The organism is Gemmobacter caeruleus, from assembly GCF_008271655.1.
Classification (GTDB): domain Bacteria; phylum Pseudomonadota; class Alphaproteobacteria; order Rhodobacterales; family Rhodobacteraceae; genus Gemmobacter; species Gemmobacter caeruleus.
In genome coordinates this window covers 236,212-250,996 of the sequence record NZ_VKKX01000044.1, presented here as the reverse complement: position 1 = coordinate 250,996, position 14,785 = coordinate 236,212, and the positions used below count along the sequence as shown (strand labels likewise).

The window sequence follows — 14,785 nt, the reverse complement described above, 5'->3', positions numbered from 1 at the left end:
TGAATGGCGCGGGCAGGCCCAAGACAGATCGAGGTTCCCCATGTCGCATCCCGTCCCGCTCCAGTTTCAGCCCGTCAATCTCGAGGGGCTGGCCGAGCTTGCCGGCCGCATCGTTCTGGTCGTCGATGAGAACGGCAAGACCGGCGCGGCGGGGCGGCGGCTGGACAAGCTGACCCGGGGCGCAGTGGCGCGCTATCTGGCCTCGGGCGATTTTGCCGCGCTGAAATCGGGCGAAAGCGCCGATCTGGCCTGGCCCGCCGGTCTTGCGGCCGAGGCGGTGCAGGTGGTCAAGCTGGATCGCAAGGCCGAGGCGACCGCGGCGCGTGCCGCCGGCGGCACCATCGGGCGCGCGCTGTCCAAGGCCGGCACGCTGGTTCTGGCCGAGGGGGTAAAACTGGCGGCCGATCTGTCCTTCGGGCTGGCGTTGCGGGCCTATGATTTCAGCGCCCACAAGACCGCCGAGGCCAAGCGCCCCGGCCCGGTCACCCTGATGGTGGCCGACCCGGAAAAGACCGCCGCCGAGGCCGCGCCGCTGGCCGCGCTGGCCGAGGGGGTGTTCTTCACCCGCGACCTGACCAACGAACCCGCGAATATCCTGACCACCTATGATTTCGCCGCCCGTCTGGCCGCGATGCAGGAACTGGGGCTGGAGGTCGAGATCCTTGAGGAAGAAGACCTCACCAGGCTGGGCATGGGCGCGCTTCTGGGCGTGGGGCAGGGGTCGGAAAGCCCCTCCAAGGTCGTGGTCATGCAGTGGAAGGGCGGCGCCGAGGGCGAAGCGCCGCTGGCGCTGATCGGCAAGGGCGTGGTCTTCGACACCGGCGGCATCTCCATCAAGCCCGCCGCCGGGATGGAGGAAATGACCATGGACATGGGCGGCGCCGGCGTGGTGGCCGGCGTGATGCGCACGCTGGCCCTGCGCAAGGCCAGGGCCAATGTCGTGGGTCTGGTCGGTCTGGTCGAGAACATGCCCTCGGGCCGCGCGCAGCGCCCGGGCGATGTGGTGCGTTCGATGAAGGGCGACACGATCGAGGTGATCAATACCGATGCCGAAGGCCGGCTCGTGCTGGCCGATGTGCTGTGGTATGCGCAAGAACGCTTTGCCCCCTGCGGCATGGTCGATCTGGCCACGCTGACCGGCGCGATCATCATCGCGCTTGGCCATGAAAATACAGGCGTTTTCTCCAATGACGATGCGTTCTGCGACCAGTTCCTGCGCGCCGCCCGGGCCGAGGGCGAGGGTGCCTGGCGCCTGCCGATGGGCCCGGCCTATGACGCGAAGCTGAAATCCCGCATCGCCGACATGATGAATGTGGGCGGGCGCGATGGCGGGGCGATCACCGCGGCGCAGTTCCTGCAACGTTTCGTCAAGGATGACATGCCCTGGATCCATCTCGATATCGCGGGCACGGCGTTGCTGAAATCCGACACCCCGCTCGCGCCCAAGGGCGCGACGGGCTGGGGCGTCATGGCGCTGAACCGCATGATCCGCGACCGGTTCGAGCGCTGACGCGCCGCCGATGCCGGTCCTGTTCTACCACATCACCCAGAGCAGCGTGCAGGACACTGCGCGCGCGCTTCTGGAACGCGCCTTGCAGGCGGGCTGGCGGGTGATGCTGCGCGGCACCGACCCCGATGCGCTGGACCGGCTGGATCAGTGGCTCTGGCTGCATCCCGAGGACGGCTTTTTGCCGCACGGGCTGGCAGGTGGGCCGCAGGATGCCGATCAGCCGGTCCTGCTGGGGCAGGGCGCCATCGCCAATGGCGCGCGGGCGCTGATGCTGGTCGATGGCGCGGATCCCCTGCCGGGCGAGGCCGCGGGGCTGGAACGGGTCTGGGTGCTGTTCGACGGGCAGGACGAAGGCGCGGTGAACCGCGCGCGCGGGCTGTGGAAGGCCGTGGTGGCCGAAGGTCAGGCGGCGCAATACTGGTCAGAGGAGGGCGGCCGCTGGGCCAAGAAGGCCGAAAGCGGCGCCCCGGCGGGCTGAGCCCTTATGTTGCCGCGCAGCCCTTCGGGACGAAAACTGCGCCGCAATGCTGACACTGCTGCGGTTTGATCCGCCCGTGACAGCCAAGCAAACCGTGAGGCGCCCGCAAGACCGTTCGCCTGTCGCCTCCCGGTCAGTTCCGGCGCGTCAGCCGCATCTGGTTGCCGTCGATCTCCATCCGGTAGAGATGCAGATAATCCATCCCCAGCAACGACCCGCGCATCTCGCCCTGGGTGACATAGGCGGGCAGATCGGCGTCGCTCCAGTCCCCCAGCCGCACATCGCGCAGCCAGACCCGCGCGGTGCGCACCGCGCCATTCGCGGTCTGCGCCTCGCCCAGAAAGGCCAGCCCCTCGGTCTCGATCCCCAGCCGGGCGGCATCGTCCTGCCCGATCACCACGCCCGAAGCGCCGGTATCCACCACGAATTCAACCGGCTGCCCGTCGATGGTCAGCGTCAGGTAGAAATGCCCGTCCCGCGCGCGTTCGGTCACCAGGCTGGCGCCTTCGGTCTGCTGCACGGGGGCGAAACGCGGGCGGATGTCGTTCCACAGGCCAAGCGCCGCCAGCCCGCCCACGAAGATCAGCCCCCAGGCCAGGGCCGAGCGCAGCGCAAAGCCAAGCCGACCGCGATATTCCACCAACGCCCAGCCGCCCAGCACCACAAGGATGACCAGCAGATAGGTCGCGCGGGCGAAATTGTCGCCCTCCATCATCCGATCAGCCCGGTGCCGCGCACCCCGTCGATCACGAATTGCACCGAAAGTGCCGCCAGCAACATGCCCAGCAACCGGGTGATGACGATGGTGCCGGTGCGCCCCAGCAACCGCTCCAGCGGCGGGGCGGCCAGCAGGAAGGCATAGGTCGAGCCCATGACCGCCAGCATGACCCCGATCGCCGCCGCCATGCCGGTGACGCCGCCGCCCGCCTGGCTGACCAGCAGGATCATCGTCGCAATCGCCCCCGACCCCGCGATCAGCGGCGTCGCCAGCGGAAAGACCGAAGGGTCGTGATCGGGTTCGGCATGTTGCCCCTCGCGCCGCTGGGTGCGGCGTTCAAACAGCATGTCGAGCGCGGTCAGAAACAGCAGGATCCCGCCCGCGATGCGAAAGGCCGGCATGGTGATGCCGATGAAGCCCAGCAATGCCTCGCCCGCGATGGCAAAGGCCGCCAGGATCGCCACCGCGATCAGGCAGGCGCGGGTGGCCAGCGCGCGCCGCCGCTCCACGCTCATGCCGCGCGTGAGCGCGATGAAAAGCGGCACGAGGCCCGGCGGGTCGATCACCACAAAGAGCGTGGCTGTCGCGGTGATGAGAAAGGCGCTGTCGATCATGCGCCCATCGTGGCGCGGATCGGCGCAGCGCGCAATGGGGCGCCGCCCGACCTCATGCCGACGATACATGTCATGCTCTTTTCAACATCGCCGGGCCATGCTAGAGCGCGCCCACAAAATAAGCGCAGGCCGCAAAACCCCGCGCCAGAACCGAACGGAGAGCCCTCATGGCCATTGAACGCACCCTGTCGATCGTCAAGCCCGACGCCACCAAGCGCAACCTGACCGGCAAGATCGTCGCGAAATTCGAGGAAGCCGGCCTGCGCGTCGTCGCCTCCAAGCGCATCCACCTGTCGCCCGCGCAAGCCGGCCAGTTCTATGCCGAACATGCCGAGCGCCCCTTCTATGGCGAACTGTGCAGCTTCATGGCGTCCGAGCCGGTCGTGGTGCAGGTGCTGGAAGGCGAAGGCGCCATCGCGAAGAACCGCGAAGTGATGGGCGCGACCGATCCGGCCCAGGCCGCCGAAGGCACCATCCGCAAGGAATTCGCCCTGTCGAAAGGCGAGAACTCGGTCCATGGTTCGGACAGCGAGACCTCGGCCGCGCGCGAGATCGCGTTCTTCTTCTCGGGTCTGGAACTGGTGGGCTGATTTCAGCCACGGGTCGCAAGATCAGAGGGGCCGTCCCGCGGGGGCGGCCCTTTTCATTTCGGCCGCACGCCGATCACGTTCAGCGCGGTTTCCAGATCGCGCGGCAGGCCCGAAGGCGCCGCCTGCACCGCCACCCGCGCCTTCAGCGCGTCAAAGCGCAGGCGCAGGGCCTTTTTCTCGTCGCCCTTGCAATCGTTCCAGGGCCGGCCCTGCAACCCCATCACCAGCACATAATAGCCGATGAAATGCGGCGGCGTGCCGCTTTGCATCAGCGCCAGATAGGCCGCATCGGCGCCCATGGCGCGGATCGCATCGGCCGAATGGATACCGGCGCGGGCAAAGGCCGCCTCCGATGCGGGGCCGAGATTGGGGATCGAGGAAACCGGATCGGGCATCGGGGTCACACGGCAGGGACAGGGGCGAAACGGAACGGGGCCAGCCTGATCGGCTGGCCCCGCTTTGGTCAAGACCCGTCTGGTCTTCGGGATGCGACGATCAGATCGACGCCCAGTCCCGAAAGATCGGCTGGCTGCCCTGCTGCTGTTGCTGCGGGGCGGGGCTTTCACCGCCACCCTGTTGTTGCTGGGCGGGTTGCGGTTGTTGCGATTGGGCCATCTTCTTGCTCCGAATACACTGGCTCATGACACGTTACGGGCGGCCGAACTTGCTAACCGCCAACCGACAGCCTGCAAGGGCAATCCGGCCGTGGAATGGCAAGCGCGTGACGCTTTCGCCGCCAATTATGTCGCGCCTATGGGCGGAGCAAGCGATATTCAGGCGCAATCCGGCGAAATCGCAAAAATTTGAGGCAGTTTGTGAAAACTGCCACAGGGATGCGGACTTCCCGGATCAGCGCGTCAGGCTGGCCGGAAAGCCGATCTCGGCCAGCGTGCGGATCAGCGTCTCGGGCGGCACGGTGCCGTCGATCTCGGCGGTGCGGGCCTCGGCGTCGAAACGGATCGCGCTCACCCCCGGCAGGGGCGCAAGCGCCGACTGGATCGAGGCGCGGCAATGGCCGCAGCTCATGTCGGGAATGGCAAGGGTGGTGGTCATGGCGGCTCTCCTCGGCGGTGATGGCGGTATTTGGGGGACATATGGGGCTTCCAGCAGGGGGAAGGTCAAGCCCCCGGGCCATGCGGCCCCGCGCATCGCGAAAATGTGTGAGACGGGGCTTGACCTTCCAGTCACGGGAAGCCCCATATCCTGCCCAGAACCAACCGACCACGCCCGAGAGACCGGAGACCGCCATGACCCAGACCCTGCGCCTGAAACTCGACGGGATGACCTGCGCCTCTTGCGTGGCGCGGGCCGAAAGGGTGCTGACCGCGCAGCCCGGCGTCGCGGCGGCCCGGGTCAATCTGGCCGATGAAAGCGCCGAAGTGCGCTTTGACAGCCCCGCCACGCCCGAGACGATGACGGCGGCCCTGGCCAGGGCGGGCTATCCGGCGCGGCAGGTGACAGTGCAATTGGCGGTGGAGGGGATGACCTGCGCCTCATGCACCGGGCGGGTGGAGCGGGTCTTGGCCGCCCAGCCCGGCGTGCTGGAGGCGCGGGCCAATCTGGCCGCCCGCCGCGCCACGATCACCATGTGGGAAGGCGCCGCCAGCCCCGAGGCGCTGGCCGCGCAGGTCACCAAGGCGGGCTTTGCCGCGACGCCGCTGACCAGCGCCGACCCCGATGCGCGCAGCCGCGAAATGGCCGCGCTGCGCCGCGATCTCTGGCTGGCGGCGCTGCTGACGGCGCCGGTATTCGTCACCGAGATGGGCGGGCATCTCATCCCGGCCTTTCATCACTGGCTGATGGGGCTGGTGCCGCAGCTCTGGCTCTGGGTCGGGCAATTCGTGCTGGCAACCGTTGTGCTGGCCTTGCCGGGGCGGCGCTTCTTTCGCAAGGGCTTGCCCGCGCTGATGCGCGGGGCGCCCGACATGAACAGCCTTGTCGCGGTCGGCACCCTGGCGGCCTGGTCCTATTCCACGGTCGCGACCTTTGCGGCGCAGGTCCTGCCCGCCGCCGCCCGCGCGGTGTATTTCGAGGCCGCGGCGGTGATCGTGGTGCTGATCCTGGCTGGCCGGCTGATGGAGGCGCGGGCGCGGGGCCGGGCCGGGGCGGCGATTGCCGGGCTGGTGGGCCTGCGCCCGGATACCGCGCTGCTTTCGGTGCCCGAGGGCTGGCAGGAGTTGCCGGTCGCCACCATCCGCCCCGGCGCGCGGCTGATGATCCGCCCCGGCGCGCGGGTGCCGCTGGATGGCGTGGTGGAGGAGGGGCGCTCGGCCGTGGACGAGGCCATGCTGACCGGCGAGGCGCTGCCGGTGGCCAAGGCGCCGGGCGACCGGCTGACCGGCGGCACGGTGAACGGCACCGGCGCGCTGGTGATGCAGGTGACCGAGGTCGGCGGCGATACCGTCCTGTCGCGCATCATTGCCATGGTGGAGGAGGCGCAATCGGCCAAGCTGCCGGTGCAGGCGCTGGTCGATCGCATCACGCTGTGGTTCGTGCCGGCGGTGATGGGGCTGGCGGTGCTGACCGTGCTGATCTGGCTGATCTTCGGTCCGGGTCTGGCCGAGGCGCTGGTCGCCGGCGTCTCGGTCCTGATCATCGCCTGCCCCTGCGCCATGGGGCTGGCCACGCCTGTCTCCATCATGGTGGGCACGGGGCGGGCCGCCGAACTGGGAGTGCTGTTCCGGCGGGGCGAGGCGCTGCAAACCCTGTCCAAGGTGCGCCGCGTGGCCTTTGACAAGACCGGCACCCTGACCGAGGGCAAGCCGGTGCTGACCGACCTCAAACCCGCCTCGCCGCATCTGCTGCGGCTGGCGGCGGCGGTCGAGGGGGCCTCGGAACATCCGCTGGCCCGCGCGGTCGTGCAGGCCGCCGAGGCGCAGGGCCTGCAAATCCCGCCGGCGCAGGATTTCGCGGCCACCCCCGGCCATGGCGCCGAGGCGATGGTCGAAGGCCAGCGCGTGACCCTGGGCGCCGCGCGGATGTTTCCGCGGGGTCTTGGCCCCTGGCAGGTCGAGGGCGAGGGCTTTGCCGTGCAGGGCAAGACGCCGATCTATCTGGCGGTCGAGGGCAAGCCCATGGGCGTGCTGGCGGTGGCCGACCGGGTCAAACCCGGCGCGGCGCCCGCGATTGCCGCGCTGCGCGAGATGGGGGTGGAAAGCGCGATGATCACCGGCGATGCGCAGCGCGTGGCGCTTGCCGTCGCCGGCGAGATCGGCATCGCCGAGGTCCGGGCCGAGGTGCTGCCCGGCGGCAAGGTCGCCGCCATCGAAAGTCTGCGCCCCGGCGTGGCCTTCGTGGGCGATGGCATCAACGACGCCCCCGCGCTGGCGGCGGCGGATGTGGGCCTTGCCATCGGGCACGGCACCGATGTCGCCATCGAGGCGGCCGAGGTGGTGCTGATGTCGGGCGACCCGCGCGGCGCGGCCACGGCGATTTCGGTCAGCCGGGCGGTGATGCGCAACATCCGCCAGAACCTCGTCTGGGCCTTTGGCTATAATGTCGCGCTGATCCCGGTGGCGGCGGGGGCGCTGGTGCCCTTTGGCGGGCCGCAACTGTCGCCCATGCTGGCGGCGGGGGCGATGGCGCTGTCTTCGGTCTTTGTGCTGACCAACGCGCTGCGTCTGCGGCGGCTCAGGTCGGTCGAAGGGGGTGCTGCATGAACATCAAGGAGGTCGCCGCCCGGGCCGGCCTGCCCGCAAAAACCATCCGCTATTACGAGGAGATCGGCCTGATCCGCCCGGCGCGGTCGGAAAACGGCTATCGCAGCTTCGGCGCGGCCGACCTGCACAAGCTGGCCTTCATCGGCCGGGCGCGCGGGCTGGGTTTCACCATCGAAGACTGCCGGGCGCTGCTCGCGCTCTATGAGGATCGCGAAAGGGCCAGCGCCGATGTCAAGGCGCTGGCCGGCGCGCATCTGACGCGGATCGAGGCCAAGATCGCGGAATTGCAGGCGATGAAGCGGACGCTGGCGGGGCTTGTCGCGGCCTGCGCCGGCGATGACCGGCCCGATTGCCCCATCCTCTCCGGCCTGTCGGAAAGCGGCTGCGACTGACCTCTGGTCATCCCCGGCGCGACGTGTCAGGGTCGCGTCAGATCAAGGGGAAGCAAAGATGCAGCCGGTCTTCGACGGTCACAACGACATTCTGCTACGCCTGCAAATGGCGCCCAAAAAGCGCGAGGCGATCTGGCTGACGGGTGAGGGCAGGGGCCATCTCGACCTGCCGCGCATGAAGGCAGGTGGCTTTGCCGGCGGCATGTTCGCGATCTATATCCCCTCGCCTCCGGCGCCCGGCGCGCCGGATTACGACGCGCTGATGGACAACCCGCCCTATGAGGTGGAACTGCCCGCGATGATCCCGCTTGAGGTGGCGCAGCCGATTGCCCTGTCGATGGCCGGGCATCTGATGTGGATGGAACGCGCCTCGCAAGGGGCGTTCCGGCTCTGCCGCAGCGTGGCCGAGATCGAGGCCGCCCGGGCGGCGGGCGCCATCGCCGGGGTGATGCATCTGGAAGGCGCCGAACCGATCGACGCCGGGCTGGACGCGCTGCACGCCTTTCATGCCATGGGGCTGCGCTCGCTGGGGCCGGTCTGGTCGCGACCGACGATCTTTGGCCATGGCGTGCCCTTCCGCTTTCCCGGCACGCCCGATACCGGCGCCGGGCTGACCGAGGCGGGCAAGCGGCTGGTGCGGGAATGCAACGCGCTGAAGATCGTGGTCGATCTGAGCCACCTGAACGAGGCGGGGTTCAACGATGTCGCCGCGATCTCTGATGCGCCGCTGGTCGCCACCCATTCCAATGCCCATGCCATCACCCCCTCGACCCGCAACCTGACCGACCGGCAACTGGCGATGATCCGTGACAGTGGCGGCATGGTCGGGGTGAATTTCGCCACCGTCTTCCTGCGCCCCGACGGCCGCCGCTCTGCCGCGATGGGGTGGGAGGCCGTGCTGCGCCATTTCGACCATCTGATCACCCATCTGGGCGAGGATCATGTCGGCTTCGGCTCGGATTTCGACGGGGCCGAGATCCCGGAAGGCATCGCCGATGTCCGCGGCCTGCCCAATCTGATCGCCGCCCTGCGCGCCCATGGCTATGATGCGGCGCTGATCGAAAAACTGGCCTGGGGCAACTGGAAGAAGGTCTTGCGCCGAAGCTGGGGCGCCTGATGGCAGCGGGCGCAGGGGGGCTGTCTGCCCCCCACGGCCCTTCGGGCCTCCCCCCGAGGATATTTTTGAACAGATGAAAAGTAGGACGCACGCCTTGCCCTTCATCTGTTCCCAAATATCCTCAGGGGGTGAATGGCCGAAAGGCCAGAGGGGGCGCGAGCGCCCCCTGACCCCGCCGGGCGCTCGCGGTCAGGCGACTTTCAGCAGGGTTGCAAGTTCGGTATTGCCCTCGACCATGTCTTGCAACGACAGCGCGTCGAGCCGGCCGTAAAACGCCTCGACCGCATCGGCCAGCGCGCATTTCAGCCGGCAACAGCCCGCCAGCGGGCAGGCATTGGCGCCTTCGGAAAAGCATTCGGTGAAGGGAAGGCAGCTTTCAAAGGTGCGGAACACCTCGCCCAGGCGGATCTCCTGCGGGGCGCGGCGCAGCATCAGCCCGCCGGCGCGGCCGCGCAGCGTGGTCAGGAAGCCGCGCTGCGCCAGCAGGTGAATGACCTGCGCCAGATGGTTTTCCGAGGCGTTGCAGGCCTGGGCGATCTCGGCCTTGCGCACCACGCGGTCGGGGTTGACCGCACAGAACATCAGCGTGCGCATGGCAAGGTTGGTGCGGGTCGTCAGACGCATCGCATGCTCCGATAGGTATGGGTCCGGCACATCTTTGCTAGAATCGCATCGGGGCGGGCGCCTTGACTTGGATCATGCCGCCGCGGGAATGCCGGATTTTATCTGCGGGCGGTCTGGTGGGGCCGCTGCGGCTGGGTGGATGCGAATCGCGCAGGACGTGGCCAAAGCGCTTTGAAAATTTAGGCCGTTGATTTCAAACGCACATATTCTGGTGCATGGGGGGTCTGGTTGCGCTAACAATGACGGTGAAGTGCTGAAGCCTTCGGCATGCCCGTCCGGCGCCGCCGCAAAAACCGGCGTCGTCGCCCCTCGGTGCCTGTTTGCCTTGTCTGGCGGGCGCGGCTGGGGCCTGCTGTCCGGGGGCAACAAGATTGGAATGTGACGTGACTGACCTGACCGCTGCGGACCTCAAGGCCGATATCCTGCGCCATCTGACCTTCACGCTGGGCAAGGATGCCCCGCATGCCAGCCTCTATGACTGGCGCATGGCGCTGTCCTTTGCCATTCGCGACCGGATCGTCGATCCCTGGTTCGCCTCGACCCGCAAGACCTGGGAGAGCGGGCACAAGCGGGTCTATTACCTGTCGATGGAATTCCTGATCGGGCGGCTTCTGGAAGACGCCACGATCAACCTTGGCCTGCGCGACAAGGCTGAACAGGTCATGGCCGAACTGGGCCAGGATTTTCGCGCCATCGTCGAGGACGAGCCCGATGCCGCACTTGGCAATGGCGGGCTGGGCCGGCTGGCCGCCTGTTTCATGGAGAGCATGGCGACAGTGGGCTGCCCGGCCTATGGCTATGGCATCCGCTATGAACACGGGCTGTTCCGTCAAGGCTTTGACCAGGGTCGCCAGATCGAGATGCCGGAAGACTGGCTGACGCAGCGCCACCCCTGGGAATTCGAGCGCCCCGAGGCCGCCTATACCATCGCCTTCAAGGGTCATGTCGAAAAGCGCGACGGGCGCGATGTCTGGGTGCCGGGCGAGACGGTGCTGGCCGAGGCCTTTGACACGCCCGTCGTGGGATGGGAGGGCAGGTGGGCCAATACGCTGCGGCTTTGGGGGGCCAAGCCGACACGGCTTTTCGATCTTGATCGGTTCAACCGGGGCGATTACGCCGCCGCGGCCGAGCCCGAGACGCTGGCCCGCACGCTGAGCCGGGTGCTCTATCCCGACGACACCACCTATCAGGGCAAGGAATTGCGGCTGAAGCAGGAATATTTCCTGACCTCTGCCGCCTTGCAGGACATCCTGCGCCGCTTCAAGGCGGGGGGCCATGCGCTGCGCGATCTGCCCGATCATGTCGCGATCCAGATGAACGACACCCATCCCGCGATTGCCGGGCCGGAACTGATCCGGCTGCTGGTCGATGAAAACGGCATGGAATTCGCCGAGGCGATGGAGATCGCCCGCGCCTGTCTGGGCTATACCAACCACACCCTGCTGCCCGAGGCCCTGGAACGCTGGGCGACCTTCACCTTTGGCAATGTGCTGCCGCGTCATATGCAGATCATCGAGAAGATCGACGCCTGGCACCGCGAGACCTATCACCCGCCGCATTGGGTGGGCATCGTCAAGCACCACGAGGTGCGCATGGGCGAGCTGGCCTTCATCATGGCGCATAAGGTGAACGGCGTTTCGGCGCTGCATTCCGATCTGGTGAAGAAGAACCTGTTTCCCGAACTGGAGGGGCTGCATCCGCGCATTGTCAATGAAACCAATGGCGTGACACCGCGCCGCTGGCTCAAGATGTGCAACCGGCCGCTGTCGGGGCTGATCACCGACACGATCGGTGCGGGCTGGGAGGCCGATCTGGACCGGCTGAAAGAGCTGGAACCCCATGTGAAGAAAAAGACCTTCCTCAAGGCCTTTGACGGCGCCAAGCGCGCCAACAAGGTGGCGCTGGCGGGCTGGATCGCCGATCATTGCGGGGTGACGGTTTCGCCCGACGCGCTGTTTGATGTGCAGGTCAAGCGCATCCATGAATACAAGCGCCAACTGCTGAACATTCTGGAAACCATCGCGCGCTATCACGCGATCAAGGCCGATCCGCAGAAGGATTGGGTGCCGCGCGTCAAGATCTTTGGCGGCAAGGCGGCGCCGGGCTATGTGGTGGCCAAGGAAATCATCCATCTGATCAACGACGTGGCGACGGTGGTGAACAGCGACCCGGAGGTCGGCGACCGGCTGAAGGTGGTCTATCCGCCGAATTATAACGTGAGCCTGGCCGAGCGGCTGATCCCCGCCGCCGATCTTTCGGAGCAGATCTCCACTGCGGGGAAAGAGGCATCCGGCACCGGCAACATGAAGTTCATGATGAACGGCGCGCCCACCATCGGCACGCTGGACGGCGCCAATGTGGAGATCCTGCAAGAGGTGGGGGCCGAGAACTTTTTCCTGTTCGGGCTGACGGCGGAACAGGTGATCGAACGGCGCAAGAACCCCGATCACGCCCGCGACGCCATCCTGGCCAGCCAGCCCTTGCAGGATGTGTTGCAGATGATCGCCGAGGGCGCCTTCAGCCCCGGTGAACCCGGCCGCTATCACCAGCTGGTGCATCGGGTCTGGCATCACGACTATTTCCTGGTTGCCGCGGATTTCGACGCCTATCTGGCGGCGCAGGCCGAGGTGGACATCGCCTATGCCGACCGCGCGCGCTGGCTGAAAATGGCGGCGCTGAACACGGCGCGCTCCGGCTTCTTCTCGTCGGATCGCACGATCCGTGGTTATATGGCGGATATCTGGGGCCTCGAAAGCGCGCTGTAACGGCGCCGGCGGCCTGCCCGAGGAGGGGCGCGCCGCGACGACTGATCGTCGAAGGGAGAGAGCGATGGCAAAGGCGGGGGCAAAGTCGGGCAGCAAGGCCGGCAGCAAGGCGGCGGCGGCACCGGCCGGGCCGGCGGGCAAGGCCAATCCGCCGCTGATCGACCATGGCGCGGCGGAGGCGCTGCGCCAGGGCCGGCACGGCGATCCTTTTGGCGTGCTGGGGCCGCATGATCTGGCCGGGCAGACCGTGCTGCGGGTGATGCAGCCCGGCGCCGAGGCGGTCTGGGCGCTGTGCCCCGATCCGGTCGCGCTGACGCCCCTGGGGGACGGGCTGTTTGCCGGGCTTTTGCCCGCGCGCGCCGCCTATCGGCTGCGGGCGCAGGGCCATGGCGCGGAATGGGAATGGGAAGACCCCTATCGCTTTGGCCCGGTGCTGGGCGAGATGGACGAATATCTGCTGGGCGAGGGCACGCATCGCCGGCTCTGGCAGGTGCTGGGCGCGCATGTCCTGACCCATGAAGGCGCCGAGGGCGTGCATTTCGCCGTCTGGGCGCCGAATGCCGAACGTGTCTCCGTGGTGGGCGATTTCAACATCTGGGACGGCCGCCGCCACCCGATGCGCAAGCGCGGCAGCACCGGCATATGGGAGATTTTCATCCCCGGTCTGGGCGAAGGCACGACCTACAAATACGAAATTCGCGGCTCGGGCGGGCAGATCCTGCCGCTCAAGGCCGATCCGGTGGGTTTTGGCAGCGAACACGCGCCCAAGAATGCCTCGGTCGTGCGCACGATCCGCGGCGACTGGCGGGATGACGACTGGATGCAATCGCGGGCCGGGGCGCATCGCATCGACGCGCCGATCTCGGTCTATGAGGTGCATCTGGGGTCGTGGAGGCGCGCGCCGGGGGACCGGATGCTCAGCTATCTGGAACTGGCCGATCAGCTCGTGGATTACGCGGCCGGCATGGGCTTCACCCATCTGGAACTGCTGCCGGTTTCCGAATATCCGTTCGATGGCAGCTGGGGCTATCAGCCGGTCGGCCTGTTCGCCCCCACCATCCGCCACGGCACGCCCGAGGAATTTCGCGCCCTGATCGACGCGGCGCATCGCAAGGGGCTGGGCGTCATCCTCGACTGGGTGCCGGGCCATTTCCCGACCGATCCGCACGGGCTGGGCCAGTTCGACGGCACGGCGCTTTATGAACATGCCGACCCGCGCGAGGGGTTCCATCAGGACTGGAACACCCTGATCTACAATTACGGCCGGACCGAGGTGCAGAACTTTCTGGTCTCCAACGCCTTGTATTGGCTGGAAGAATATCATGTGGACGGGCTGCGGGTGGATGCCGTGGCCTCCATGCTCTATCGCGACTATTCGCGCGGCGAAGGCCAGTGGGTGCCCAACAAGGATGGCGGGCGCGAGAATTACGAAGCCATCGCCATGATGCGGCGCATGAATGCGACGGTCTATGGCGAGGTGCCGGGCGTGGTGACGGTGGCCGAGGAATCGACCGCCTTTCCCGGCGTGTCGCGCCCGGTGGATTGGGGCGGGCTGGGCTTTGGCTTCAAGTGGAACATGGGCTGGATGAACGACACGCTGAGCTACATGCAACGCGATCCTGTCTATCGGCAATACCATCACCACCAGATGACCTTCGGCCTGCATTACGCCTGGTCGGAAAACTATATCCTGCCGATCAGCCATGACGAGGTGGTGCATGGCAAGGGCAGCATGCTGGACAAGATGCCGGGCGAAGGCGAAGAAAAGTTCGCAAACCTGCGCGCCTATTACGGCTTCATGTGGGGCCATCCGGGCAAGAAGCTGCTGTTCATGGGCTGCGAATTCGCGCAGGGCCGCGAATGGAACTATCAGCAAAGCCTCGACTGGCACCTGACCGACCATCCGCAACATGCGGGCATGCAGCGCCTGGTGCGCGATCTGAACACGCTTTATCGCGCCACGCCCGCGCTGCATGTCAACGATACCCGCCCCGAGGGCTTTGAATGGCTGGAGGCCAATGACGCCCAGGGTTCCACCTATGCCTGGTTGCGGCGCGGGGGCGCCGAGGACGCTCCGGTCGCCGTGGTGGTGAACATGACGCCGGTGGAGCGGCGGCTGCGCCTGGGCCTGCCCGAGGCGGGGCAATGGGACGAAGTCTTGAACAGCGACGCCGCGATCTATGGCGGCGGCAATCGCGGCAATCTGGGCGGGGTGACGGCAGAGCCTGTGCCCTGGCACGGCCAGAGCCATTCGGCCGAGGTGACGCTGCCGCCGCTTTCGGCGCTGTTCCTGCAATATTCAAAGGGCTGATCCAGGG

General features: G+C 67.3%; 14 protein-coding genes. 9 read left to right on the top strand and 5 right to left on the bottom strand.

Annotated elements, in window-relative coordinates; translation table 11 throughout:
- The first annotated feature begins 40 nt into the window (after positions 1 to 40).
- Both FOA17_RS14530 and FOA17_RS14525 read left to right on the top strand, forming a co-directional pair.
- Positions 41 to 1,510 carry a leucyl aminopeptidase gene (locus FOA17_RS14530; RefSeq protein WP_149142222.1) on the top strand — a complete coding sequence of 490 codons (1,470 nt, stop codon included), beginning with the start codon at positions 41 to 43 and terminating at the stop codon, positions 1,508 to 1,510.
- A 10-nt stretch (positions 1,511 to 1,520) separates the two neighbouring features.
- Positions 1,521 to 1,988: a DNA polymerase III subunit chi gene (locus FOA17_RS14525; protein WP_149142221.1), complete on the top strand. Its 468-nt coding sequence runs from the start codon at positions 1,521 to 1,523 to the stop codon at positions 1,986 to 1,988.
- Between the two features lie 133 nt (positions 1,989 to 2,121).
- Here FOA17_RS14525 and FOA17_RS14520 read toward each other — a convergent pair whose 3' ends face one another.
- Both FOA17_RS14520 and FOA17_RS14515 read right to left on the bottom strand, forming a co-directional pair.
- Complete coding sequence (locus FOA17_RS14520; protein WP_238991830.1) at positions 2,122 to 2,703, bottom strand: retropepsin-like aspartic protease family protein; 582 nt, start codon at positions 2,701 to 2,703, stop codon at positions 2,122 to 2,124.
- Entirely contained in the window at positions 2,700 to 3,320 is a 621-nt protein-coding gene (locus FOA17_RS14515) for a MarC family protein (protein WP_149142402.1), read from the bottom strand. Before FOA17_RS14515 ends, FOA17_RS14520 begins: the two co-directional genes overlap by 4 nt.
- A gap of 167 nt (positions 3,321 to 3,487) precedes the next feature.
- Here FOA17_RS14515 and ndk point away from each other — a divergent pair, with 167 nt between their 5' ends.
- Positions 3,488 to 3,910: a nucleoside-diphosphate kinase gene (gene ndk, locus FOA17_RS14510; protein WP_149142220.1), complete on the top strand. Its 423-nt coding sequence runs from the start codon at positions 3,488 to 3,490 to the stop codon at positions 3,908 to 3,910.
- 53 nt (positions 3,911 to 3,963) lie between these two features.
- On the opposite strand, the gene FOA17_RS14505 is transcribed toward ndk, so the two are convergent.
- Positions 3,964 to 4,305 (bottom strand): TfoX/Sxy family protein, encoded by a 342-nt coding sequence (locus FOA17_RS14505; protein WP_149142219.1) that lies wholly within the window; start codon positions 4,303 to 4,305, stop codon positions 3,964 to 3,966.
- A 64-nt stretch (positions 4,306 to 4,369) separates the two neighbouring features.
- On the opposite strand from FOA17_RS14505, the gene FOA17_RS19760 reads away from it, so the two are divergent.
- On the top strand, positions 4,370 to 4,717 hold the full coding sequence (locus tag FOA17_RS19760) for a hypothetical protein (RefSeq protein WP_162528270.1): 348 nt from the start codon (positions 4,370 to 4,372) through the stop codon (positions 4,715 to 4,717).
- Positions 4,718 to 4,759: 42 nt separating this feature from the next.
- Here FOA17_RS19760 and FOA17_RS14500 read toward each other — a convergent pair whose 3' ends face one another.
- Complete coding sequence (locus tag FOA17_RS14500) at positions 4,760 to 4,963, bottom strand: heavy-metal-associated domain-containing protein (protein ID WP_149142218.1); 204 nt, start codon at positions 4,961 to 4,963, stop codon at positions 4,760 to 4,762.
- A gap of 194 nt (positions 4,964 to 5,157) precedes the next feature.
- On the opposite strand from FOA17_RS14500, the gene FOA17_RS14495 reads away from it, so the two are divergent.
- The 3 genes from FOA17_RS14495 to FOA17_RS14485 are packed head-to-tail and all read left to right on the top strand — an operon-like array spanning position 5,158 to position 9,078.
- Positions 5,158 to 7,569, top strand: a complete 2,412-nt coding sequence (locus tag FOA17_RS14495; RefSeq protein WP_149142217.1) for a heavy metal translocating P-type ATPase — start codon at positions 5,158 to 5,160, stop codon at positions 7,567 to 7,569.
- Entirely contained in the window at positions 7,566 to 7,961 is a 396-nt protein-coding gene (gene cueR / locus FOA17_RS14490; RefSeq protein WP_149142216.1) for a Cu(I)-responsive transcriptional regulator, read from the top strand. The genes FOA17_RS14495 and cueR overlap by 4 nt, the downstream gene beginning before the upstream one ends.
- A gap of 58 nt (positions 7,962 to 8,019) precedes the next feature.
- On the top strand, positions 8,020 to 9,078 hold the full coding sequence (locus tag FOA17_RS14485; RefSeq protein WP_149142215.1) for a dipeptidase: 1,059 nt from the start codon (positions 8,020 to 8,022) through the stop codon (positions 9,076 to 9,078).
- Between the two features lie 189 nt (positions 9,079 to 9,267).
- On the opposite strand, the gene FOA17_RS14480 is transcribed toward FOA17_RS14485, so the two are convergent.
- Positions 9,268 to 9,702, bottom strand: a complete 435-nt coding sequence (locus FOA17_RS14480; RefSeq protein ID WP_149142214.1) for an RrF2 family transcriptional regulator — start codon at positions 9,700 to 9,702, stop codon at positions 9,268 to 9,270.
- A 383-nt stretch (positions 9,703 to 10,085) separates the two neighbouring features.
- On the opposite strand from FOA17_RS14480, the gene FOA17_RS14475 reads away from it, so the two are divergent.
- Complete coding sequence (locus FOA17_RS14475; RefSeq protein ID WP_162528269.1) at positions 10,086 to 12,467, top strand: glycogen/starch/alpha-glucan phosphorylase; 2,382 nt, start codon at positions 10,086 to 10,088, stop codon at positions 12,465 to 12,467.
- 64 nt (positions 12,468 to 12,531) lie between these two features.
- Positions 12,532 to 14,778, top strand: coding sequence for a 1,4-alpha-glucan branching protein GlgB (glgB, locus tag FOA17_RS14470; RefSeq protein ID WP_149142212.1), 2,247 nt, complete (start codon positions 12,532 to 12,534; stop codon positions 14,776 to 14,778).
- The last annotated feature ends 7 nt before the right edge of the window (positions 14,779 to 14,785 follow it).

Excerpts from the sequence above, each read along its gene's own strand:
- FOA17_RS14530 (WP_149142222.1), top strand. The coding sequence starts at position 41 with ATGTCGCATCCCGTCCCGCTCCAGTTTCAGCCCGTCAATCTCGAGGGG.
- FOA17_RS14525 (WP_149142221.1), top strand. The coding sequence starts at position 1,521 with ATGCCGGTCCTGTTCTACCACATCACCCAGAGCAGCGTGCAGGACACT.
- FOA17_RS14520 (WP_238991830.1), bottom strand. The coding sequence starts at position 2,703 with ATGATGGAGGGCGACAATTTCGCCCGCGCGACCTATCTGCTGGTCATC.
- FOA17_RS14515 (WP_149142402.1), bottom strand. The coding sequence starts at position 3,320 with ATGATCGACAGCGCCTTTCTCATCACCGCGACAGCCACGCTCTTTGTG.
- ndk (WP_149142220.1), top strand. The coding sequence starts at position 3,488 with ATGGCCATTGAACGCACCCTGTCGATCGTCAAGCCCGACGCCACCAAG.
- FOA17_RS14505 (WP_149142219.1), bottom strand. The coding sequence starts at position 4,305 with ATGCCCGATCCGGTTTCCTCGATCCCCAATCTCGGCCCCGCATCGGAG.
- FOA17_RS14500 (WP_149142218.1), bottom strand. The coding sequence starts at position 4,963 with ATGACCACCACCCTTGCCATTCCCGACATGAGCTGCGGCCATTGCCGC.
- FOA17_RS14495 (WP_149142217.1), top strand. The coding sequence starts at position 5,158 with ATGACCCAGACCCTGCGCCTGAAACTCGACGGGATGACCTGCGCCTCT.
- cueR (WP_149142216.1), top strand. The coding sequence starts at position 7,566 with ATGAACATCAAGGAGGTCGCCGCCCGGGCCGGCCTGCCCGCAAAAACC.
- FOA17_RS14485 (WP_149142215.1), top strand. The coding sequence starts at position 8,020 with ATGCAGCCGGTCTTCGACGGTCACAACGACATTCTGCTACGCCTGCAA.
- FOA17_RS14480 (WP_149142214.1), bottom strand. The coding sequence starts at position 9,702 with ATGCGTCTGACGACCCGCACCAACCTTGCCATGCGCACGCTGATGTTC.
- glgB (WP_149142212.1), top strand. The coding sequence starts at position 12,532 with ATGGCAAAGGCGGGGGCAAAGTCGGGCAGCAAGGCCGGCAGCAAGGCG.